Annotated in this window: 18 protein-coding genes; 11 read left to right on the forward strand and 7 right to left on the reverse strand. The window is 68.8% G+C overall.

The genetic code is table 11. The features are described 5' to 3' along the window. Positions 1-75 precede the first annotated feature (75 nt). Both ACT54R_RS24060 and ACT54R_RS24065 read left to right on the forward strand, forming a co-directional pair. Positions 76-1,368 carry a M16 family metallopeptidase gene (locus ACT54R_RS24060; protein WP_476331149.1) on the forward strand — a complete coding sequence of 431 codons (1,293 nt, stop codon included), beginning with the start codon at positions 76-78 and terminating at the stop codon, positions 1,366-1,368. A 125-nt stretch (positions 1,369-1,493) separates the two neighbouring features. Further along, the gene (locus ACT54R_RS24065; protein ID WP_476331152.1) at positions 1,494-2,498 is read left to right on the forward strand and encodes a hypothetical protein; all 1,005 of its coding nucleotides are present in this window, start codon (positions 1,494-1,496) and stop codon (positions 2,496-2,498) included. Positions 2,499-2,519: 21 nt separating this feature from the next. On the opposite strand, the gene ACT54R_RS24070 is transcribed toward ACT54R_RS24065, so the two are convergent. Beyond that, entirely contained in the window at positions 2,520-3,632 is a 1,113-nt protein-coding gene (locus ACT54R_RS24070; protein WP_476331155.1) for a linear amide C-N hydrolase, read from the reverse strand. 309 nt (positions 3,633-3,941) lie between these two features. Here ACT54R_RS24070 and ACT54R_RS24075 point away from each other — a divergent pair, with 309 nt between their 5' ends. Further along, entirely contained in the window at positions 3,942-4,334 is a 393-nt protein-coding gene (locus tag ACT54R_RS24075) for an acyl-CoA thioesterase (protein WP_168457165.1), read from the forward strand. A gap of 15 nt (positions 4,335-4,349) precedes the next feature. Here ACT54R_RS24075 and hrpB read toward each other — a convergent pair whose 3' ends face one another. After that, positions 4,350-6,848: an ATP-dependent helicase HrpB gene (gene hrpB, locus ACT54R_RS24080; protein WP_476331158.1), complete on the reverse strand. Its 2,499-nt coding sequence runs from the start codon at positions 6,846-6,848 to the stop codon at positions 4,350-4,352. Positions 6,849-6,966: 118 nt separating this feature from the next. Between hrpB and ACT54R_RS24085 the strand changes: the two genes are divergently transcribed. The 3 genes from ACT54R_RS24085 (at position 6,967) to ACT54R_RS24095 (ending at position 10,107) form a co-directional block, all read left to right on the forward strand. Beyond that, a complete protein-coding gene (locus ACT54R_RS24085; protein ID WP_476331161.1) occupies positions 6,967-7,971 on the forward strand; it encodes a WD40 repeat domain-containing protein in 1,005 nt (334 codons plus the stop codon). 168 nt (positions 7,972-8,139) lie between these two features. Next, the gene (locus tag ACT54R_RS24090; RefSeq protein WP_168457168.1) at positions 8,140-8,886 is read left to right on the forward strand and encodes an acetoacetate decarboxylase; all 747 of its coding nucleotides are present in this window, start codon (positions 8,140-8,142) and stop codon (positions 8,884-8,886) included. A 69-nt stretch (positions 8,887-8,955) separates the two neighbouring features. Next, on the forward strand, positions 8,956-10,107 hold the full coding sequence (locus ACT54R_RS24095; protein ID WP_476331164.1) for a patatin-like phospholipase family protein: 1,152 nt from the start codon (positions 8,956-8,958) through the stop codon (positions 10,105-10,107). A 12-nt stretch (positions 10,108-10,119) separates the two neighbouring features. On the opposite strand, the gene ACT54R_RS24100 is transcribed toward ACT54R_RS24095, so the two are convergent. Next, a complete protein-coding gene (locus tag ACT54R_RS24100) occupies positions 10,120-10,908 on the reverse strand; it encodes a sulfite exporter TauE/SafE family protein (protein ID WP_476331167.1) in 789 nt (262 codons plus the stop codon). A gap of 19 nt (positions 10,909-10,927) precedes the next feature. After that, positions 10,928-11,578, reverse strand: a complete 651-nt coding sequence (locus ACT54R_RS24105) for a glutathione S-transferase family protein (protein ID WP_168457170.1) — start codon at positions 11,576-11,578, stop codon at positions 10,928-10,930. Between the two features lie 381 nt (positions 11,579-11,959). Here ACT54R_RS24105 and ACT54R_RS24110 point away from each other — a divergent pair, with 381 nt between their 5' ends. From ACT54R_RS24110 to ACT54R_RS24125, 4 genes are all read left to right on the forward strand, one after another. Continuing rightward, positions 11,960-13,177, forward strand: coding sequence for a polyhydroxyalkanoate depolymerase (locus ACT54R_RS24110; protein ID WP_476331170.1), 1,218 nt, complete (start codon positions 11,960-11,962; stop codon positions 13,175-13,177). A gap of 167 nt (positions 13,178-13,344) precedes the next feature. Further along, entirely contained in the window at positions 13,345-14,583 is a 1,239-nt protein-coding gene (locus ACT54R_RS24115; RefSeq protein ID WP_476331394.1) for an MFS transporter, read from the forward strand. Positions 14,584-14,863: 280 nt separating this feature from the next. Continuing rightward, positions 14,864-16,294, forward strand: a complete 1,431-nt coding sequence (locus tag ACT54R_RS24120; protein ID WP_476331173.1) for a homospermidine synthase — start codon at positions 14,864-14,866, stop codon at positions 16,292-16,294. 37 nt (positions 16,295-16,331) lie between these two features. Next, on the forward strand, positions 16,332-16,670 hold the full coding sequence (locus ACT54R_RS24125) for an MmcQ/YjbR family DNA-binding protein (protein WP_476331176.1): 339 nt from the start codon (positions 16,332-16,334) through the stop codon (positions 16,668-16,670). A 79-nt stretch (positions 16,671-16,749) separates the two neighbouring features. On the opposite strand, the gene ACT54R_RS24130 is transcribed toward ACT54R_RS24125, so the two are convergent. Both ACT54R_RS24130 and ACT54R_RS24135 read right to left on the reverse strand, forming a co-directional pair. After that, a complete protein-coding gene (locus ACT54R_RS24130) occupies positions 16,750-17,304 on the reverse strand; it encodes a GNAT family N-acetyltransferase (protein ID WP_476331179.1) in 555 nt (184 codons plus the stop codon). Between the two features lie 254 nt (positions 17,305-17,558). Continuing rightward, entirely contained in the window at positions 17,559-18,689 is a 1,131-nt protein-coding gene (locus ACT54R_RS24135; protein ID WP_168457174.1) for a type III PLP-dependent enzyme, read from the reverse strand. A gap of 828 nt (positions 18,690-19,517) precedes the next feature. On the opposite strand from ACT54R_RS24135, the gene hemA reads away from it, so the two are divergent. Then, positions 19,518-20,801, forward strand: coding sequence for a 5-aminolevulinate synthase (gene hemA / locus ACT54R_RS24140; RefSeq protein ID WP_476331183.1), 1,284 nt, complete (start codon positions 19,518-19,520; stop codon positions 20,799-20,801). 58 nt (positions 20,802-20,859) lie between these two features. Here hemA and ACT54R_RS24145 read toward each other — a convergent pair whose 3' ends face one another. Next, a complete protein-coding gene (locus ACT54R_RS24145) occupies positions 20,860-21,684 on the reverse strand; it encodes a phosphodiesterase (RefSeq protein WP_476331186.1) in 825 nt (274 codons plus the stop codon). Positions 21,685-21,686 lie beyond the last annotated feature (2 nt).

The raw sequence follows: 21,686 nt of genomic DNA on the forward strand, positions 1-21,686 counted from the left end.
CGTTCGGGCCGGCGCGCCTTTTTCGCGGGCGCGGGCCTTCGCCCTGCCGCCCGGCTCTTTCTTGCGATGGTTACGATGGCCCTTTCCCTTCTCGCCGCTGATACGGCGCAGTCCCAGTCGAGCCGCATCACCGAGGTGACGAGCCCCGGCGGCATCAAGGCCTGGCTGGTCCACGACACCACGCTCCCGCTCATCGCCTTCGAGTTCGCGTTCCTCGGCGGCGCCGCCCAGGACGGTCCCGATCACGCCGGCCTCGCCAACCTCGCTTCCTCGCTTCTGGACGAGGGCGCTGGGTCGCTCGATTCCGATGCCTTCCAGCGGGCGCTGGCCGATCATGCGGTGGAACTGCATTTCGACGCTGGCCGCGACGAGATGCGCGGGTCCCTGCGCACCCTCTCGGAAAACCGCGACAAGGCCTTCGAACTGCTGCGCCTCGCCGTGAACGAGCCGCGTTTCGATGGTGAGGCGGTGGAGCGCATCCGCGCCTCCCAGCTCGCCATGCTGCGCCGCCGCTCCACCGAGCCCAACGCCATCGCCAACGACCGCTGGTTCGCGCTCGCATTCCCGGGCCATCCCTATGGCCGGCCGGTGGACGGCACGCTGGATAGCGTCGCCAAGCTGACCCGCGAGGACATCGCCGGCTTCATCGGCAAGACCTTCGCCCGCTCGAACCTGCGCGTCGCCGTGGTGGGCGACATCAGCGCGGAGGAGCTGGGCAAGCGGCTCGACGAGGTGTTCGGCAAGCTTCCGGCCCAGGCGACGCTCGTTCCCGTCGCTAATGTGACGCCGCAGAAGATCGGCACGGTGGAGGTCATCCCCCTCGACGTCTCGCAGTCGGTGGTGGTGATGGGCACCGGTGGTCTCGAGCGGCGCGATCCGGACTTCATCCCGGCCTATGTGCTCAATCACATCCTCGGCGGCAGCGCTTTCTCCTCGCGCCTGTTCAAGGAAGTGCGCGAGGCGCGCGGGCTCGCCTATTCGGTCTATTCCTATCAGGTGGCGCTCTCCCACGTGGGCCTCTGGTTCGCCGGCACGGCCACCAAGAACGAGCGGGCGGCGGAATCCATCTCCCTCATCACCCACGAGTTCGGCCAGATCCTGAAGGACGGGCCGACCGCCAAGGAGCTGGAGGAGGCGAAGAGCTATTTGATGGGCAGCTATGCCCTGCGCTTCGACACCTCGTCCAAGGTCGCCGGCCAGCTGCTGCAGATCCAGCTCGACGAGCTCGGCATCGATTACATCGACCGTCGCAACGCGCTGATCGCTGCAGTCACCCTCGACGACCTCAAGCGCGTCGCCGGCCGTCTGGCCACGGCAAAGGATGCGCTGACGGTGGTGGTGGGCAAGCCCGTCGGTCTCGGGGGCTGACGGGGCCCGGTAACCTTACTTTCACGGAGCCGGCGCCGGGGACCCGCAGGGGCGGGCGGGGAGTCCTCATGCCGGCTTCCCTTTGCTATAAGCGCGCGATCCAGGGCGCCCATGGAGTTGACGATATGGCGGGTGCAACACGGACGGTCGCGCAGATCCGGGCCACCGACGGGCCCGTGACGGTGCCCACGCGCGTGTCCGCACCCCTGTCGTCTCCGCCGGCTGTCCGCGGCCTCACGTTCCTCCGGCTGCCCGTCGCGCGGCTGATGCTGCCCGGCCTCATGGCGGCCGTCCTCGCCGGCTGCGCCGGCGGCGAAGGCCTCGATGGCTCCTTCGGTGCGCAGGACACGGGCGTCGCCGGCGGCACCACCATTGCGACGCCGGGCGCCACCTCTGCCGGTGTCGTGAACAGCGCCACCTCCGGCTCGCTCGTGGTCGGTGCCGGTCCGGATCAATTGTCCTATGATTGCCCCATGCTCACCGTGCGCACCGGTGCTGGGAGCTGGCAGGTCACCACCGGCGGCGGGTTGCGCTACCAGGCCACCATCGGCCGCCTCGCCCGCGAATGCACCATCGCCAACGGCATGATGCTGGTGAAGGTGGGCATCGAAGGCCGCGTCCTGATGGGCGAAAAGGGCAGCCCCGGGCAGGTGAAGGTCCCCGTTCGCATTGCCGTGGTGAACGAGGGGCCCTCGCCCAAGACCGTCACCACCAAGTTCTTCGCCGTTGCCGTCGATGTTCCGGCCGATCCGGGCCACGCGCCCTTCACCGTGGTGGAGGACCAGATCGCGTTCCCGCTGCTGAAGCCGAACGAGATGGAGCGCTACATCATCTATGTGGGCTTCGACCCGCAGGGCACGCCCGAGGTGCGCGAGCGGCCCAAGCCGTCCGCCTCGCGGCCGAAGCCGAAGCCTCCGGCGACCGCCGCGCAGCCCGCCCCGGCACCGGCCGCCGCGAGCGCGCCGCCCGCAAGCACGTCGTCCTCCAGCTCGTCTTCCGGCTCCAAGGACGTGTTCGGCCCGCCCCCGTCGGGCGGCGGCACCAGTGGCGGCGGGTTCGCACCGCCCCCGTCGAGCGGCGGTTTTGCTCCGCCGCCCTCCACCAGCACCTTCTCGCCGCCGCCTCAGTGACCGGAGGCCCGGGCGCGCCGGTCAGTCAACCTTGACGGACAGGAAGGTGAAGGGCTGTGCCGGCACGAACCGCGCGGCCGCGTTGCCGCCATAGACCTTGCCGCCGGTGAGATCGAGCTTCTTCACCGGCGCGCCCACCTTCAGGTCGAGGTCGGCGAGGGGCACCCAGAAGGTGTTCGGGCTGGTCGCGGAATCGAAGAAATAGACCCTGTCCTTCTGGTCGCTCACCGTCCGCCACAGGGTGGAGGCGATGTTCGGCTCGCCTGGCGTCGAGAGGCCGAGCGGCACGCTCACCGACCGCATCACGCTGGCGACGCTCGCCACCGCCTGATTGGCGTAGGTCTTGTCCGGAACGGCGGACAGGATTTCCGGCGCCGCCTTGGCGGGGACGGCCTTGATGAAGAAGCTGGCGCGGGCGAAGCGGTCTGCCGCGCGGTTGGTGCCGGGCAGGAACACGGTGCCGCCGATCTCCTGCCAGTAGCTGTTCAGCGCGAGCTGCTGGTCGTAGCTCGGCGAGTTGGTCATCACCTGGTATTGCCGGCCGTGGTGCACCACCAGCTTGCCGCCGAGATACTCGAAGATGGCGCTGTCGCCGGACGGATCGGAGATGGCGAGGTGGAGTTGGGCGCCGGAGCCGTTGGGCAGATCCGCCGTCACCACCACGAACGGTTCGGCCGAGAGCGCCGTGACCGCCTCGGCGACGGTGGCGAAATTGTCGAGCACGTACTGCGCCCAGACGCTGATGGAGAGGGCCGGCTTGCCGTTGGGCTTCGCATATTCGGATTCGGCGAGGTAGAGCAGGTTGGCGACGAGGCCCTTCTCGTTCATGCCGTCAGCCGAGCCCACATCATAGCCCGAGGCGACGACGCTGCCGTATTTCGACACCCATTTCGGTGTGTTGGCTCCTGCCGCCCCATCGCGCGCCATGCCGGCCGGGAAGGCCCACAGGTTGGTGCGCATGTCCTCCATCCAGTCCATGGACCGGCCGGTGATGACGATGCCGTCGGAGCCCAGATAGACCGCGCGCGTGCAGGCCTGCGCCATCGGGGCGAGCGCGGAGGCGAGCGCTCCGGCCAGCACCGTGGCGGCGAGGGCGCGGCGGCGGATGCGGCTTTCGGGACGGATCTGGACCATGGCGGCCTCCGATGCGGCCGGCCCCAAATGAAAACCGCCGGTAACGAGGAAGCCTCGTTCCGGCGGAATCATGCGCCGGCCTTGTGAAAAGGTTCGGCTGAAAGAGATACCGGCTCCGCCCACACAGCAAGGCGGAGCCGGTCATCCATGCCCTGTCTGCCCCGAAAAGACATGGACAAGTGCTAGAAACCACGCCTGCGCTCCCGATTCTCTGAGATGGATCAAATTTGGCTGCGCTGCGGCGAAATTTTGCTATCAGCTTCGGCGGAACGTTGGAGTGAGCGCGCCTCAGGCGTGCGGGGAGTAGGGATGCACGACAAGGAGTCGCAGATGCCGGACGGGATTCCGGTCATCCGCACCATCGCCATGCCGGCGGACACCAATCCGAGCGGCGATATCTTCGGCGGCTGGCTGATGTCGCAGATGGACCTTGCCGCCGGAAACGTGGCTGCCCGGCGCTCGCGTGGCCGCGCGGCCACTGTGGCGGTGGAGGCGATGAGCTTTCTCTCCCCGGTGGCGGTGGGCGACGAGGTGAGCTTGTTCGCCAACATCGCGCGGGTGGGTCGCACCTCGCTGCGCATCGAGGTCGAGGCCTGGCGCCGGGCGCGCGAGAGCGAGCAGTCGACCAAGGTGACGGAGGCCGTCTTCACCTTCGTCGCCATCGACGGCGAGGGTCGGCCGCGGGCGATTCCGACGGAGTGAGCCGCGGCAAACCCCTCACGTCCCGCGCGGCTTGGCCCGGGTGGTGGGGGGCGCCTCGGCCGGGTTTTCCGGCCAGGGGTGCTTGGGATACCGGCCGCGCATGTCGGACCGCACGTCGCGCCAGGAGCCGCGCCAGAATTGCGGCAGGTCTTTCGTCACCTGGATCGGCCGGTGCGCGGGCGAAAGCAGCGCGAGGGTGAGAGGCACCCGCCCGCCCGCGATGGCGGGATGGGTGGTGAGGCCGAACAGCTCCTGAACCCTCACTTCCACGGCCGGCCCGCCCTCGGCGCCATAGTCGATGGCGAGGCGCGAGCCGGTGGGGGCTGTGAAATGGGTGGGCGCCTCGGCCTCCAGCCGGGCCGTGAGCTCATAGGGCAGCAGGGCGTGCAGGGCATTGCCCACGTCCGCGCCGCTGATGTCCGCGAGGGACGTGCGGCCGGTGAGGAAGGGCGCGAGCCACGTCTCCGCCGATGCTGCCAGTGCCGCATCGGAGAGGTCGGGCCAGCGTTCGCCCTCGGTCGCGCGCAGGAACATGACCCGTTCACGCCACTGCCGCGAGGCCGCCGAGAAAGGTAGGCGCTCGATTCCGGCGACGGCGATGCCGCGGGCGAGGGCGCGCGCGGTTTCCCCGTCCGTGGGCACCGGTTGCGGCCGCGCCGCGAGCACCAGCGCCCTGAGCCGCCGCACCTCCCGCGCCCGCACGGCCATGGCGGCCGGATCGAAGGCGATCTCCAGCCCGGAGGTGATGTCGTCCGCGAACAGCGCTTCCATCTCCTCGACCGGGAGCGCGGCGGCGAGGGTGATGCGGGCGCCTTCCGCGCGGCCGGAGGCTTCCGCCACCGCAAGGAACGGGGCGCGTGCGAGCGGGGAGGTGCCCTCCAGCACCGCGCCCCGGCCGTTGGCCATCAGGAAGCGGATTTGCGTCTCGCCGGGCCGCGCCTCGCGGGCCTTGGCCACCCGGTCGGGAAAGGCGAGCGCCAGCAAGGCGGCCGGCGAGGGGAGCGGGCCGTCCGATCTTTCCGTCACCGATTCCCGCCCCGCCATCTCCGCCCAACGGGCTGCGAGGCGGCGTGAGTCCTCCGCGCGGCGGGAGCGGTCGCGGCGGAAGCCGTCGAGCCGCGCCAGCAGGTCCACGCTGTCGCCGCCCAACCCGCGCTCCACCAGCAGCGCGGCGATCTCCGCCCCCAGCCGCCCCACGCCCCGGGCCGCGCCGATGGCGACCATGTGGGCAAGCCGCGGGGGCAAGGGCAGGCGCGCTATGAGGCGGCCCAGCGGCGTCACCGCCTCGTCGGCATCGAGCGCGCCGAGGAGGCGCAGCAGCGCCTTCGCCTCGGTCACGGCGGGCGCGGGGGGCGGATCGAGGAAGGGGAGGGCGGCGGGATCGCGCACGCCCACGCGGGCGAGGTCGAGCACGAGGCCGGTGAGGTCGGCAGCGAGGATTTCGGGCGTGGCAAAGGCGGGGAGACTCGCTGTCTCGCCCTCGCTCCACAGGCGATAGCAGACCCCGGGCTCGGTGCGGCCCGCGCGCCCCCGGCGCTGGTCGGCGGCGGCGCGGGAGACGCGGACGGTCTCGAGCCGCGTCAGCCCCACATCCGGCTCGAAGCGCGGCACGCGGGCAAGACCGCCGTCCACCACCACCCGCACGCCCTCGATGGTGAGCGAGGTCTCGGCAATGGAGGTGGCCAGCACCACCTTGCGCCGTCCGGCCGGTGCCGGCAGCACGGCGCGGTCCTGCTCGGCGGCATCGAGAGCACCGAACAGGGCGACGATATCGACCTTCGGGTCGCGCACCTGCTCCAGCAGCAGCGTCTCGGTGCGGCGGATCTCGGCGGCGCCGGGCAGGAAGGCGAGGATGGAGCCCTCTTCCCGGTCCAGCGCGCGGCGGATGGCGTCGGCCATCTGGCGGTCGATGGGCGCGCGCGGATCGCGGCCGAGATAGGCCGTCTCCACCGGAAAGGCACGCCCCTCGCTCTCGATCACCGGGGCGGGCGCGCTCGCTCCCATCAGCGAGGCGACACGGGCGCCGTCCAGCGTTGCCGACATGGCGAGGAGGCGAAGGTCGTCCCGGAGCCCGCGCTGGGAATCAAGGGCAAGGGCGAGGCCGAGATCGGCATCCAGGCTGCGCTCATGGAATTCGTCGAACAGCACGGCGGCGACCCCGGCAAGTTCCGGGTCGTCCAGCACCATGCGGGTGAAGATGCCTTCCGTGACAACTTCGATGCGGGTCCGGCGCGACACCTCGGAGGCGAGCCGCGTCCGGAAGCCCACGGTGCCGCCCACGGCCTCGCCGAGGGTCTGGGCCATGCGCCGCGCGGCGGCGCGGGCGGCCAGGCGGCGCGGCTCCAGCACGAGGATTTTTCCGCCCACGGCCCAGGGTTCGTCGAGTAGGGCGAGGGGCACACGCGTGGTCTTGCCGGCACCGGGTGGGGCCACCAGCACGGCGCAGGGATTGGACGCGAGCGTCGAGCGGATGTCGCCGAGCACGGCGTCGATGGGGAGGGTGGTGTCGAACATGGCGCGCGCCGCCCTTATGCGGCCGCGCCGTGCGAAGGCCAAGGGGGAGGGCCACCTTGCCAGCGGCGCGCATCGGTGCCTTAAGGAACGCCCCGTCCATCACCGGGATCAGAGCACCATGGTTTCCGCCCCGTCCAGCCTTACCAGCAAGGTCCGGCCGCTCGCTTTCGAGGCCGGCATCGTCGCCCTCGCCTTCCTCGATGCGAAGGCCGCCTTCGTGGGCACGGACGGCGCGGTGTTTCTGATCGGGCTGGAGGAGGGGGCAACGCCGGTCCCGGTTCCGGTCCACGACGGCGGCGTGCTCGCCGCGGTTTCCGATGGCAGGCGGCTCGTCACCGGTGGTGACGACGGGCGTGTGATGGAGACGCGCGCCGACGGCACCACCCGCGAACTGGCGCAGCAGAAGGGTCGCTGGATCGACCGGGTGGCGCTGGGGCCGGACGGGGCCATCGCCTATTCGGCCGGCAAGGTCGCCCATGTGTTGCTGCAGAAGGGCGAGCCGAAGTCGCTGGAGGTGCCGTCCACGGTGGGCGGGCTCGCCTTCGCCCCCAAGGGCCTGCGCCTCGCGGTGGCGCATTACGGCGGCGTGACGCTGTGGTTTCCCAATGCGGCGGGCGCCAAGCCGGAGGTGTACGGCTGGAAGGGCTCGCACCTCGGGGTGGTGTTCTCGCCCGATGGCCGCTTCCTCGTCAGCACCATGCAGGAGCCGGCGTTGCACGGCTGGCGCGTCGTGGACGGAGCGCACATGCGCATGTCCGGCTATCCCTCGCGGGTGAAGTCCTTCGCCTTCACCGCCGACGGCAAGTGGCTGGCCACCTCCGGCTCCGGCGAGGCCATCCTGTGGCCGTTCCAGGCCAAGGACGGGCCCATGGGGAAGGAACCCATGATGCTCGCACCCTCGCCCACCACGCGGGTGACGGTGGTGGCGCCGCACCCCAAGGACCCGGTCATCGCCATCGGCTATGAGGACGGCATGGTGATGATGGTGCGCATCTCGGACGGCGCGGAGATCCTGCTGCGCGCGCCCGACAGCGACCCCGTGACCGCCATGGCCTGGCACGGCTCCGGCGGGGCGGTTGCGTTCGGCACGGACAAGGGCAAGGGCGGGCTGCTCGTCTTCTGAACCGCATCGGTCCTTCCGGCGCCAAATCGTGCGGGAATCGGAGCGAAGTCCTTAGCCGGTTAGGCGGATTGCGCGGCCGGGCGGCTTTTCAGCGCGGGCGCGCCGCTTTACGTTGACGGCCGTCCATTCGCAGGTGCGAAACGCGACAGCCGCACGAGAGACCCGCCGATGAAGATCGCCGACGTTCGACGCACTGCCTACTCGATGCCGCTCACCAACCCGTCGTTTCCGCCGGGCCCGTATCGCTTCATTGACCGCGAATATCTCATCATCACCTACCGGACCGATCCGGAGGCCCTGGCCAAGGTGGTGCCCGAGCCGCTCGAGATCACCGAGCCGGTGGTGAAGTACGAATTCATCCGCATGCCCGATTCCACCGGCTTCGGTGACTACACCGAAACCGGACAGGTTATCCCGGTCCGCTTCAACGGGCAGGAGGGCGGCTACGTCCACTCCATGTATCTGGACGATGAATCGCCGATCGCCGGCGGCCGCGAGCTGTGGGGCTTCCCCAAGAAGTACGCGCGTCCCAAGCTCGAGGTGGAGACCGACACGCTGGTCGGCACCCTTCACTACGGCAGCGTGCTCTGCGCCTCCGGCTCCATGGGCTACAAGTGGAAGGCCGGCGACAAGGAGAAGGTGCTTGCTTCCCTCCTGACCCCGAGCTTCCTGCTCAAGATCATCCCGGACGTGGACGCGACCCCGCGCATCTGCGAGCTGGTCCGCTACTATCTCGAGGACGTCACGCTCAAGGAATGCTGGGTCGGGCCCGGCGCGCTCGGCCTGTTCCCCCACGCGCTATGCAACGTCGCGGCCCTGCCGGTGCTGGAGGTCCTCTCCGCCGTGCACATCAAGGCGGACCTGACGCTCGGCCTCGGCCAGGTGGTCTACGATTATATGAAGGAAGGCGCCTGACCTGATCATTCCGGCGGCGCTCCGGGCGCCGCCGGGTCGGGGGAAACAATTTCAAGGGGATGAAGGCCGATGACCGAGGCTGCCAACCAGCGCTCCAGCGAGCTGTGTGACATCATCGACGAATACAAGCGCGTTGCGCTGGTGTTTCAGGGCGGCGGAGCGCTCGGTGCCTACCAGGCCGGCGTCTACGAGGCGCTGTCGGAGGTGGGGTGCGATCCCAACTGGATCTCCGGCGTGTCCATCGGCGCCATCAACTCGGCCATCATCGCCGGCAATGCCCCGCAGGACCGGGTGACCAAGCTCAGGGACTTCTGGGAGACCATCACCTCCCAGCGGATCCTGCCGTTCAACCTCGAAGGCGACATCTACCGCCAGTGGCGCAACCAACTGAGCGCTACCCGCACGATCCTTCAGGGCCAGCCCGGCTTCTTCAGGCCGCGCTTCCCCAATCCCTGGATGCTGCCGTCGGGGGCGCCGGGCGCGACCTCCTTCTATGACACCTCGCCCCTGCGCGACACGCTGCTGCGGCTCGTCGATTTCGACCGCATCAATTCCCGCGAGAAGCGCTTCTCCGTGGGCGCGGTGAATGTGCGCACCGGTAATTTCATCTATTTCGACAATCAGGAGCACAAGATCGCTCCCGAGCACATCATGGCCTCCGGCGCGCTGCCGCCCGGCTTCCCGGCCGTGAAGATCGACGGCGAGTTCTACTGGGACGGCGGCGTCGTCTCCAACACCCCGCTGCAATTCCTGCTCGACCAGCCGGACCATCCGAGCGCGCTGGTGTTCCAGGTGGATCTGTTCAGCGCCCGCGGGCAGCTGCCGCGCGACATGTTCGACGTGTCCGAGCGGCAGAAGGACGTCGCCTATTCGAGCCGCACCCGCTACACCACGGACGTCTTCCGCCGCGTGCAGGACCTGCGCTCCAAGCTCTACGACGCGCTCCAGCGCATTCCCGAGCAGCTGCGCACCGAGGAGGACATCGCCCTCATCGACGATTATTCCAGCTCCGGCCCGGTCAACATCTGCCACCTGATCTATCAGGAAAAGACCTACGAGCGGGAATCCAAGGACTACGAGTTCTCGCAGACCTCCATGCGCGAGCATTGGCAGACCGGCTACGAGGACACGGTGAAGACCCTGCGCCGCAAGGAATGGCTGAGGAAGCCGGACGATTCCATCGGCATCGTCATCCACGACATCCACCGCCTCTCCGAGTGAGGGGCGGCCGGATCAGATGAGGCCGCGCACCAGCATGTAGGTGCCGAGCAGGCCGAGCCCGGAAAAGAAGATGCGCCGGAACATCTGCGGGGAGGCCGCCCGGCGCACCATGGCGCCGAGCTGCATGCCGATGAAGGCGGGCAGCAACGCGGCCGCCGAGGCGAGCGCGGTGGCGGGATCGGCCAATGCCCCGCCGCCGTCTCCCGGATGGAACAGCACCACCGCGAGGGCCGTGGTGGAGACGATGAAGGTGAGGCCGAGGGCCTGCACCAGATCGTCCCGCGCCAGTCCCAGGGACTGCAGATAGGGCGCCGAGGGCATCACCGAGACGCCGGTGGTGCCGGTGACGAGACCGGTGAGGAAGCCCATCACCGGGGATAGCCAGGGTTCGTGGCGCACCGGCACCTTCAGCTGCACCGAGGACAGGCCCAGCGCCGCGTAGGCCAGCAGCGTCGCCCCCAGCACCGGCTGCGCCGCGGGCGAGGCGAGGCCGCCCAGGAGCAGGCCCCCGACGAGCGTGCCCGCCACCACCATCACCATCATCCAGAAGAAGCGCCGGGCGATGGGCAGGATGTTCGGCCCAGTGAAATACTGCCAGAAATTGGTCACCGTGGCCGGGAGGATGAGCAGCGCCGCCGCATCGGGCGGGGCGAGAAACACGCTCAGCAGCCCGATCCCGACCGTGGGCAACCCCATGCCGATGACGCCCTTCACCATGCCCGCCAGCACGAGCACGGCGAAGCCCGCGGCGATCAGCCCCGGATTGATGGAGGAGACGGCGGCGGCCGCCGTTTCAATCACCCGAATGGGTCCGGCCGGATCAGAATTCGGCGTCCAGCTCTTCCAGTTCTTCCGGCTCGGAGAACGCGCCGTCGATCCACTCCCGGACCAGCGGCAGCTCCATGATGCGGGCGCGATAGGCCTCGGATTCCGGATCGAGCTTCACGTCGTAGGTGGTGAAGCGGGAGCAGACCGGCGCATACATGGCATCTGCCAGCGTCGGCGCCGCGCCCATCAGGAACGGTCCGCCGTGGGCGGTGAGGCAGCCGCGCCATATGGCGGTGATGCGCTCGATGTCCGCCTGCGCGCCGGCCCACACCTTGAAGCCGGGATAGTGCGCCTTGATGTTCATCGGCAGCGCCGAGCGCATGTTGGCGAAGCCCGAGTGCATCTCTCCCGAGATGGAGAGGCAATGGGCGCGCACCGCGCGGTCGGCGGGCAGCAGACCGGCCTCGGGGAAGACTTCGTTGAGGAAGGAGGCGATGGCCAGCGTGTCCCACACCGTCACGTCCTCGTGCACCAGGCGCGGGACGAGGAAGGAGGGCGACAGCAGCAGCAGCTCCGCCTTGGCGTCGGGATCGTCGGTGGGCACCCGCTCCTCCTCGAAGGAGAGGCCGGCCATCTTGCACAGCAGCCAGCCGCGCATGGACCAGGAGGAGTAGTTCTTGCTGGAGATGGTGAGCGTCGCCATGCCTGTCCCGTGCCTCGGATTTGCGATCCCTGACCTGACCGTTCCCCTCGACCCTTCCGCCTTTGTTTGTTTTTGGCGCAGCCGGCGGCTTCGATTTTGATCGGGCATCCGGCGCGGTCGCTCGGCCGTCGGCCCTACTGCTAAGGATGCGTGTTGCAATGCACCACGCATAGCTCCAATATCAACTTAACAGGTACATCTGTTCAGGCTTGCTGCAAAGCGGAAAGCTGGGCCTGCGACAACTACTTAATGCTTCCGCCGGCCGTCGGGGGCCGGGCGTGGGGGACGCGGAGCAGAAGGACCTTTCGGCATCATGCTGCAGACTTCTTCCAGGTTCACTCCTCTGGCACCGCGGTGCCGGACGGTCCGGCGCACGCTGCCATGATGTACTCCGCCTATCAGGCCCAGGCCGACCTCATGAGCCCGATGAGGTTCTTCGCCAGCCTCGCGCGGCAGACCCTCAACGGCCCCCTCGTCAACGGCTACGGCCATCTTGGCTTCCGGCAGATCGCGGCCGCCTGCGAATTGATCGAGCGGGCCGGCCTCACCCATGGCCGACCGTCCTTCGGCATCAAAACGGTTGAAGTCGGCAATCGCGAAGTGCTGGTGACGGAGGAAAACACCGCCGTCCTGCCCTTCGGCACCCTGCTGCGGTTCAAGAAGGACGTGGACATCGCCCAGCCGCGCGTCCTCGTGGTGGCGCCCCTCTCCGGCCATTTCGCGACGCTGCTCGTCAATACCGTGAAGACGATGCTGCCGGACCATGACGTCTACATCACGGACTGGCACAATGCCCGCGAGGTGCCCCTTTCGGCCGGTCCGTTCGGCTTCGACGATTATGTCGAGCACGTCATCCGCTTCCTGGAGATCATGGGGCCGGGCGCCCATCTTGTGGCGGTGTGCCAGCCCTGCGTGCAGTCCCTCGTCGCCGCGGCGGTGATGGCGCAGGAGAAGAACCCGGCGGTGCCGGCCTCGATGACGCTGATGGCCGGGCCCATCGACTGCCGCATCAACCCCACCAAGGTGAACGAGCTCGCCACCTCGAAGCCTATTTCGTGGTTCGAGAAGAACCTGATCTCGACGGTGCCCAAGGGTTTTGCCGGCTCGGGGCGGCGGGTCTATCCCGGCTTTCTCCAGCTTACCGCCTTCGTGAACATGAACCTCACGCGGCACATCAAGGCGCATCTCGACCTCTACAACTCCCTCGCGGAGGGCGACGAGGAGAAGGCCGAGACCACCAAGGCCTTCTACGACGAATATTTCGCCGTGCTGGATCTGGCCGCCGAGTTCTACCTGGAGACCGTGCGCTACGTGTTCCAGGAATACCGTCTGCCCAAGGGCGAATTGACCTACCGCGGCCGGCCCATCGATTTTCGCGCCATCCGCAAGACGTCGCTGCTGACGGTGGAAGGCGAGCGGGACGATATCTGCTCCATCGGCCAGACCATGGCGGCACAGGACATCTGCTCGGCGCTTCGGCCGCACAAGAAGCGCCACCACATGCAGGCCGGCGTCGGCCATTACGGCGTGTTCTCGGGCCGCAAATGGGCGGGTCAGGTCTATCCCATCGTCCAGAACCACATTCTGGCGAGCGATTGAACGGCAAGCGGTTGAACGGTTCGTGAGCGGACGCTGGGGCAGGAGTTGCCAACCCCTGCCTGTAACGGTACTCGGGCAGGGTCCTTTTCCCGGACCCAGCCCCGCGGACCTCCCACACGGATCTGCCCCGTGACTGCCCCGCTCCGACCCTTGCCGCCGTCGTGACCATTGCCGCGCCCGCCGTGCCGCAGCGGCTGCGGGATCATCCCGCCTTCGTCCTGTTCTGGATCAGTCGCGTCTCCTCGGCACTTGCCTTCCAGATGCTGGGGGTGGTGGTGGGCTGGCTGGTCTACAGCCTTACCGGCAGCGCCGCCGCCCTCGGCCTCGTGGGGCTGGCGCAGTTCCTGCCCATCCTGTGCCTGACACTGCTGGTGGGTCATGTGGCCGATACCTTCGACCGCCGGCGCATCGTGCTCGCCTGCCAGACGGTGTCGGCGCTCACGGTCGGCGCGCTGGCCCTCGCGGAGGGCTCCGGCCATGCCGGCCTCCTGCCGATCTATGCTGCCGTCGTCACCATCGGGGCGAGCCGCGCGTTCGAGGCTCCCACCATGGCGGCGCTGCTGCCCCGCCTCGTTCCCGGCGAGGTGCTGCCGCGCGCGCTGGCGGTGGCCTCCTCCGCCATGCAGATGGCGACCATCGCCGGCCCCGCCGTGGGCGGCTTCGCCTATATCTTCGGGCCCGCCGTGCCGCTGACGCTGGCGGCGGCCTGCTACGCCGTGGCTGCGGCTGCCATGGCCTTCATCCGCCATGTGCATGCGCCGGGGCCGCGCAACGCGATGACCCTGGAGACCCTGCTCTCCGGGCTCGCCTTCATCCGCCGCAGCCCGGTGGTGCTGGGCTCCATCTCCCTCGACCTGTTCGCGGTGCTGCTCGGCGGCGTCACCGCGCTGCTGCCCATCTATGCGGCCGAGATCCTGCAGGTGGGAACGCAGGGCCTCGGCGCCCTGCGCGCCGCGCCGGCGGTGGGGGCGGTGCTCATGTCCATCGTGCTGGTGCGCCGGCCGCCCACGCGGCAGGTGGGACACGTCATGTTCGCCGCCGTGGCGATGTTCGGCGTAGCGACGGTGGTGTTCGCCCTCTCCTCCAGCTTCCTTTTGTCGCTGGGCGCGCTGTTCGTGCTGGGCGCTGCGGACAATGTGAGCGTCGTCATCCGCTCCTCCCTCGTGCAGCTCTCCACCCCGGACGAGATGCGCGGGCGGGTCAGCGCGGTGAATTCCCTGTTCGTCGGCACCTCCAACCAGCTCGGGGAATTCGAATCCGGCATGGTCGCCGCGCTCATCGGCACGGTGGGCGCAGGAGTGGTGGGGGGCGTCGGAACGCTCCTCGTGGTGGCGCTGTGGACGCGGCTGTTTCCGGCCCTGTTCCACGTGGACGCGATGCCGGTGAAGGTCGAAACCCGGCGCTGATCCAAACCCGCCGCACCCGCGCCGCTGCTTGGTTTGCCGGCTTTGCTCAAGCTCTCCGGTTGACGCCGGGCCGCGCTTTTCCCATGGTGCGCGCGCCTGCGCTTCCGCGCGGCCTTGACCCGCTCGCCGCGACTCTGCGCGGCGGCGTTTCCGCCCCGCGCCCGTGCGCGGCATCGTCTCCACGCCGCGCGAGTCCACGGGTTGCCCCGGTTTCGCGCGTCCTGTGACCTTCGCGGCGCCCCGATGAACCGGCGCCGCTACGCCCGAGGAGTGTTTCACCATGAGCGACTGGCCGGTCCACGCAAAGATCGACGGCCCCATCGTGATGATCGGATTTGGCTCCATCGGCAGGGGCTGCCTGCCGCTTATCGAGCGCCATTTCGATTTCGACCGCGAGCGCATGGTGGTGATCGATCCGGTGGCGGACCACCGCAAGCTGCTCGATTCCCGGGGCATCCGTTTCGTCCAGTCCGAAGTCACCGCCGAGAACTACCGCGACCTGCTCACACCGCTGCTGACCAACGGCGGCGGCCAGGGCTTCTGCGTGAACCTCTCGGTGGACGTGTCCTCGGTGGCCGTGATGGAGCTGTGCCGCGAGATCGGCGCGCTCTACATCGACACCGTGGTGGAACCCTGGAAGGGCTTCTATTTCGACGAGGACATGCCCACCGCGGCGCGCACCAATTATGCGCTGCGCGAGAGCCTGCTCGCCGCCCGCCGCCGCAATCCCGGCGGCACCACCGCGGTGTCCACCTGCGGCGCCAATCCGGGCATGGTGTCCTGGTTCGTGAAGCAGGCGCTGCTCAACGTCGCCCACGACACCGGCCTCGACCGGCCCGAGCCGACCACCCGCGAGGAATGGGCGCAGTTCGCCCGCGCAGTGGGGGTGAAGGGCATCCACATCGCCGAGCGCGACACCCAGCGTGCCCGCGAACCCAAGATCATGGGCCAGTTCTGGAACACCTGGTCGGTGGAGGGCTTCGTCTCCGAGGGCCTGCAGCCGGCCGAGCTGGGCTGGGGCACCCACGAGAAGAGCCTGCCGCCGGACGGCCGTACCCACGAGGCGGGCTGCGGCGCGGCCATCTACCTGCTCTCCCCCGGCGCCGCCACCCGCGTGCGCTCGTGGACGCCGACCCCGCAGGCCCAGTACGGCTTCCTCGTCACCCACAACGAGGCCATCTCCATCGCCGACTACCTCACGGTGCGCGACGGCGATCAGGTGGTCTACCGCCCGACCTGCCACTACGCCTACCACCCCTGCAACGACGCGGTGCTGTCGCTGCACGAGATGTTCGGCAACGGCGGGCACTTCCAGGAGAGCTGGAAGATCCTCGACGAGCACGAGATCGTGGACGGCATCGACGAACTGGGCGTGCTGCTCTACGGCCATGCGAAGAACGCCTACTGGTTCGGCTCCCAGCTCTCCATCGAGGAGACACGCGAGCTTGCCCCCTACCAGAACGCCACGGGCATGCAGGTGACCTCCGCCGTGCTGGCCGGCATGGTGTGGGCGCTGGAGAATCCCGAGGCGGGCATCGTCGAGGCCGACGAGATGGACTTCCGCCGCTGCCTCGAAGTGCAGACGCCCTATCTCGGCCCGGTGATCGGCACCTATACCGACTGGACGCCCCTGACCGGCCGGCAGAAGCTGTTCCCCGAGGATCTCGACCTCGAGGATCCGTGGCAGTTCAAGAACATCATCGTGCGGTGAGGCCGGCGGAGGCCTCCTCTCTAGAAGGAGGCCTTCCATGGCTGTCGATGCCGCCCGTGTCCGGGAGATGGCCCTCGCTCTGCCCGAGGCGAGCGAGGAGCCGCACGTCGACCGCAAGGCGTTCCGCACGCCGCGCAAGATCTTCGCGACGCTGGGGCCGAGCGGCCTCGACCTCAATCTGATGTTCGATCCCGACCTGCGGGATTTCTATTGCGAGCAGGTGCCCGAGGCCTTCGCGCCGGTTCCGGGCGGCTGGGGACGGATGGGCGCGACCCGCTGCGACCTCACCGTGGTGGACGAGGCGACGCTGGCCTCGGCGCTCCAGGCGGCGCACCGCCTCGCCGCTCCGAAGCCGAAGCGGCCTCGGAAGGGCTGACCTGATCCCGGACCCGAAACAAAAATCCCCGGCTCGACGGATCGAGCCGGGGATTTTCATGTGTCGTCGCGTGATCGGATCAGGCGGTCTTCAGCAGCGCCGGTGCCAGCAGCTCTTCCAGCGAGGGCAGGGCGATGCGGGCGCCGGTGGGGCTGATGAGGCCGCGGGCGCCATCCAGCGCGCCAGCCTTCAGCTCCAGCGCCAGCAGGCGGTTGCGGTCGTAGGCGCCGGGCATCCACAGCTCCCCGGTCTTCTCCGCGGAGAAGCCGAAGCGCTCATAATAGGCCGCGTCACCCACCAGCACGATGGCGCCGTGGCCCTTGGCCCGCGCCGCCTCGATGGACGCGCGCATCATGTCGCCGCCGAGCCCGCGGGCGCGGAACCAGGGATGGACCGCGAGCGGGCCGAGCAGCAGCGCCGGGCGGGCGGGGCCCGCCGTCACGTTCCACAGCCGCACGGTGCCGGCCAGACGGCCGTCCGGGCCGTGGGCGGAGAAGGCGAGGCCCTCCGCCGGCAGGCGGCCCTCGCGCAGACGCTCGGACGACTTGGCCTTGCGCCCCTCGCCCATGCACAGGTCGAGCAGGGCCTCGCGGGGGGCCACATCTTCCACGGATTCAAGCACGATCTCGGTCATCGGCAACTCCTGCGCCAACGTGAGAGGTGAAGAAGCCCGTCCCGGCTGCATTGCAGCCAGGCGAAATGCCTACAGGACGGGTGCGGAAGACGAGGGGATACATCCCCTCCTCACGCCCCGGACGGCAGAAGCCGATGCCGGGGGACCTTTTGCGGCCGGGTCGCGGAATACGCTCGGGCGCCGCGCGGGCGGTTTTGCACGGCTTCGCTCAAGCGCCGCGCTGGCTTGGACCGTCAGGCGGCTTGAGGCCGCCCTCAGATCACGTAGGACTTCAGCGGCGGGAAGCCGTTGAACGCCACCGCCGAATAGGTGGTGGTGTAGGCGCCGCACGCCTCGATGATGATCTTGTCGCCGATGGAGAGCGAAAGCGGCAGCTCGACCGGGGTCTTCTCATACATCACGTCGGCGGAGTCGCAGGTCGGGCCGGCGAGCACGCAGGGGGCGGTGTCGTCGCCGTCGCGCGGGGTGCGCAGCGGGTAGCGGATCGCCTCGTCCATCGTCTCGGCGAGACCGCCGAACTTGCCGATGTCGAGATAGACCCAGCGCATGGCGTCCTGCTCGGACTTCTTCGAGATGAGGACGACCTCGGTCTCGATCAGGCCGGCATTGCCCACCATGCCGCGGCCCGGCTCCATGATGGTCTCCGGGATGGCGTTGCCGAAGTGGCGGCGCAGGGAGGCGAAGATCGCCTCGCCATAAGAGATGGCGCCCGGCACGTCCTGCAGGTAGCGGGTGGGGAAGCCGCCGCCCAGGTTGACCATGGACAGCGAGATGCCCCGCTCGGCGCAGGCACGGAAGATCGCGGCGGCAGAGGCGAGCGCGCCGTCCCAGGCGTGCACGTTCTTCTGCTGCGAGCCCACGTGGAAGGACACGCCATAGGCGGCGAGGCCGAGGCGATGGGCGTGCTCCAGCACGTCCGCCGCCATCTCCGGCTCGCAGCCGAACTTGCGCGACAGCGGCCATTCGGCGCCGGCACCGTCGCAGAGGATGCGGCAGAACACCTTGGCGCCGGGGGCGACGCGGGCGATCTTCTCGACTTCCTCATAGGAATCGACGGCGAACAGGCGCACGCCCAGCTTGAAGGCGCGCTCGATGTCGCGCTCCTTCTTGATGGTGTTGCCGAAGGAGATGCGGTCGGCGCCCGCGCCGGTGGCGAGCACCATGTCGATCTCGCCGGTGGAGGCGCAATCGAACGAGGAGCCGAGCTCCTCCAGCGCCTGCAGGATGGCGGCATCGGGGTTCGCCTTCACGGCATAGAACACGCGGGTGTCCGGCAGCGCGCGGGCGAACGAGAGATAGTTGGTACGGACCACGTCGAGGTCCACCACCACGCAGGGGCCATCCTCTCGCCGGGTACGCAGGAATTCGCGGATGCGATCGGTCATGGATACCTCCCCGTGACCTGAAGCCAGTGAAGCGCAGGGAACTGCGCGACGACAGGACGGACGCTCCTTCTGGGAGAGCCCGGGGCACGCACTCGCATTCGCCCGGCGATGTGGACACGCCGAACGTCTGCGGGCCGTACCCGCTTCGCCGGGGCTTTACCCGGCCGCATCATCGGACCGAACGGCAGCAGAACCGCCCGCTTGGCCGCAAGGCAAAGCAGGAGCGAGGACGACTGCGCACGATTGGAGAGGGAGAGTCCCGCTCCGCACGGCCGGCAAGATGTAGTGCCTCTTTAGTAACGCCGACCTTTGGAGGGCCGACCGAGACCAAAAAAGCCCTTACGTCGTTGCTTCAAGTCACGTCCCCCGCATTGAGGAGCGGGGTGGGCCGGTTCCCTCCGGCTTGTCGATCGTCCTGGCAGCTTTCCGGCCTCTTGTCCGGAGATCCTACCGACCGACACGCGACCACAGGCACGTGCGAATTTGGGCAACGCGGATGTAGGGGATTCGTACCGCCTTCGCAAGGGGCAATTTGATGAAGATCAGTGCAGGCGCGCAGGGCAGGTCTGACGAGATCGCACAGGTCGCGGCGCGATCCGCCGGAAGCCGCCATTTTCACGCAAGCTGCACGGAAGGCCGTTGCCCCACCTTGCTTCCGCGCGACCTGTTGCGGTGCGGCATTTGTGCAGTTCCAGCACGGGGTTGCGCCGGATCGCCGCGCGTCGCGCTCTGCCCTTGATTGGTATCAATACAAGGAGCAAGGTTGCTGCATAATCTTAGAACAATGAGGATCCACCCGCGATCCCGTCTGCCGCCGCAGGGTTCGGAATGACCTACGACCATTTCTTTGCCGACGCCATCGACGCCCTGCGCAAGGAGCGCCGCTATCGCACCTTCGCCGAGATCGAGCGGGACGCTTCGCGCTTCCCGCGGGCGGTGTGGCATTCGCCGGGCGGTCCGCGCGACATCGTGGTGTGGTGCTCCAACGACTATCTCGGCATGGGCAGCCATCCCGACGTGGTCGCCGCCATGTGCGAGGCGGCCAAGGCGCGCGGCGCCGGCGCGGGCGGCACCCGCAACATCTCGGGCAACAGCCATGAGATCGTGATGCTGGAGCGCGAGCTGGCCGACCTGCACGGCAAGGAATCGGGCCTCGTCTTCACCTCGGGCTACATCTCCAACGCCACCGGCATCTCCACCATCGTCAAGCTGATCCCCGACTGCGTGGTGATCTCGGACGAGCTGAACCACAATTCCATGATCGAGGGCGTCCGCCACGGCGGCCGGCAGAAGGCCATCTTCCGCCACAACGACCTCGACCATCTCGAAGAGCTGCTGAAGGCGGCGGGCGACCGGCCCAAGCTGGTGGTGTTCGAGAGCGTCTATTCCATGGACGGCGACATCGCCCCCATCGGCGCGATCTGCGACCTCGCCGAGCGCTACGGTGCCATGACCTACCTCGACGAGGTTCACGCGGTCGGCATGTATGGCGAGCGCGGCGGCGGCGTCGCCGAGCGGGACGGCGTGATGCACCGGGTGGACGTGATCGAGGGCACGCTGGGCAAGGCATTCGGCGTGGTCGGCGGCTACATCACCGGCAAGCGCCTCATCATCGATGCCGTGCGCTCCTACGCGCCGGGCTTCATCTTCACCACTGCGCTGCCGCCGGCCGTCGCCGCGGCGGCCACCGCCTCGGTGCGCCACCTGAAGACGTCGCAGGCAGAGCGCATCGGCCAGCGCACCCAGGTCGCCAAGGTCAAGGCGGCCCTCGCCGCCGCCGGCCTGCCGCAGATGGAGACGCCCACCCACATCGTCCCGGTGATGGTGGGCGACGCCAAGGCCTGCAAGATGGCGAGCGACCTGATGCTCGCCGAGTACGGCATCTACATCCAGCCCATCAACTACCCCACCGTGCCGCGCGGCACGGAGCGTCTGCGCATCACCCCCACCCCGTTCCATGACGACGCGCTGATCGCCCATCTGGCGACCGCTTTGTCCGACGTGTGGGAGCGGCTGGAGCTGCCCTATGCGGATCGGGTTGCGAAGCACACCGCCTCGCGCAGCACCGCGGCCGGCCCGGCGCCGATCCCGCTGCCGGTGGCTGGCGGCTGACCCCATCTCTCCCCATCTGAAAAGCCCCGGCTCGTCCGGGGCTTTTTGTTTTTGAGCCTCAGGCGGGCGTGCCGATGGCCTTGCCGTCCGGCCCGAAGAAAGGATGCGGGCCGGAAAAGCTGCCGATGAAGCTGCGGTGGGTCACGAGCCGCCCCTCCGCGAACAGGTGCAGCGACAGGCTCGGCGGCTCCATGTGGAAGGTGGGCGGCGCGTCCGGGTCCAGCGCGAGGCTGACCGAATGGGCGGGCGCCGGGGCGATGGTGGCGGCGATGCCGGCGAAACTGGTCGTCACCGCCCGGTGCACATGGCCGCAGGTGAAGCCCACGACCTGCGGATGCCGCCGCAGCACCACCTCCAGCGCCGCGGCATCGAACAGGTTCTGCACGTCCATGTGGCGGATGCCGGTGAGGAACGGCGGGTGGTGGGCACACACCAGCGCCGGCCTGTCGGGCGCCGCCGCCAGAGCCTCACCCAGAAAGGCGAGCCCCGCGTCGCCCAAGGTGCCGTGAGGTCGGCCGTAGACGGTGGAATCGAGCATCACCAGCCGGAGCGGAAAGTCCTCCACCACATAGTTCACCCGTCCGCCCGCGCAGCGCGCGGCAATCTCCGGAAAGGCGGCCAGCAACCCGGCGGAGCTGTCGTGATTGCCGGGAACGGGAAACAGCGGCAGGCCGAGGGGCGCGACGATGGCGCGGAAGCGGGCGAATTCCTCCGGGTCGTCGAAATCGGTCAGGTCGCCGGTGACGATCACCGCGTCGGGCTTCGGATCGAGCGCAAGGATATGCGCCACCGCCGCCTCCAGGTAGGTCGCGGTGTCCACGACCCCGTAGGCCAGCGTGCCGGGACGGCGGATGTGGGTGTCGGTGAGCTGGGCGATCAGCATGG

The organism is Xanthobacter sp. DMC47, from assembly GCF_056313845.1.

Bases quoted from the DNA above. Each gene is read 5' to 3' on its own strand.
- ACT54R_RS24060 (WP_476331149.1), top strand. From the start codon at position 76: ATGGCCCTTTCCCTTCTCGCCGCTGATACGGCGCAGTCCCAGTCGAGC.
- ACT54R_RS24065 (WP_476331152.1), top strand. From the start codon at position 1,494: ATGGCGGGTGCAACACGGACGGTCGCGCAGATCCGGGCCACCGACGGG.
- ACT54R_RS24070 (WP_476331155.1), bottom strand. From the start codon at position 3,632: ATGGTCCAGATCCGTCCCGAAAGCCGCATCCGCCGCCGCGCCCTCGCC.
- ACT54R_RS24075 (WP_168457165.1), top strand. From the start codon at position 3,942: ATGCACGACAAGGAGTCGCAGATGCCGGACGGGATTCCGGTCATCCGC.
- hrpB (WP_476331158.1), bottom strand. From the start codon at position 6,848: ATGTTCGACACCACCCTCCCCATCGACGCCGTGCTCGGCGACATCCGC.
- ACT54R_RS24085 (WP_476331161.1), top strand. From the start codon at position 6,967: ATGGTTTCCGCCCCGTCCAGCCTTACCAGCAAGGTCCGGCCGCTCGCT.
- ACT54R_RS24090 (WP_168457168.1), top strand. From the start codon at position 8,140: ATGAAGATCGCCGACGTTCGACGCACTGCCTACTCGATGCCGCTCACC.
- ACT54R_RS24095 (WP_476331164.1), top strand. From the start codon at position 8,956: ATGACCGAGGCTGCCAACCAGCGCTCCAGCGAGCTGTGTGACATCATC.
- ACT54R_RS24105 (WP_168457170.1), bottom strand. From the start codon at position 11,578: ATGGCGACGCTCACCATCTCCAGCAAGAACTACTCCTCCTGGTCCATG.
- ACT54R_RS24110 (WP_476331170.1), top strand. From the start codon at position 11,960: ATGATGTACTCCGCCTATCAGGCCCAGGCCGACCTCATGAGCCCGATG.
- ACT54R_RS24120 (WP_476331173.1), top strand. From the start codon at position 14,864: ATGAGCGACTGGCCGGTCCACGCAAAGATCGACGGCCCCATCGTGATG.
- ACT54R_RS24125 (WP_476331176.1), top strand. From the start codon at position 16,332: ATGGCTGTCGATGCCGCCCGTGTCCGGGAGATGGCCCTCGCTCTGCCC.
- ACT54R_RS24130 (WP_476331179.1), bottom strand. From the start codon at position 17,304: ATGACCGAGATCGTGCTTGAATCCGTGGAAGATGTGGCCCCCCGCGAG.
- ACT54R_RS24135 (WP_168457174.1), bottom strand. From the start codon at position 18,689: ATGACCGATCGCATCCGCGAATTCCTGCGTACCCGGCGAGAGGATGGC.
- hemA (WP_476331183.1), top strand. From the start codon at position 19,518: ATGACCTACGACCATTTCTTTGCCGACGCCATCGACGCCCTGCGCAAG.
- ACT54R_RS24145 (WP_476331186.1), bottom strand. From the start codon at position 21,684: ATGCTGATCGCCCAGCTCACCGACACCCACATCCGCCGTCCCGGCACG.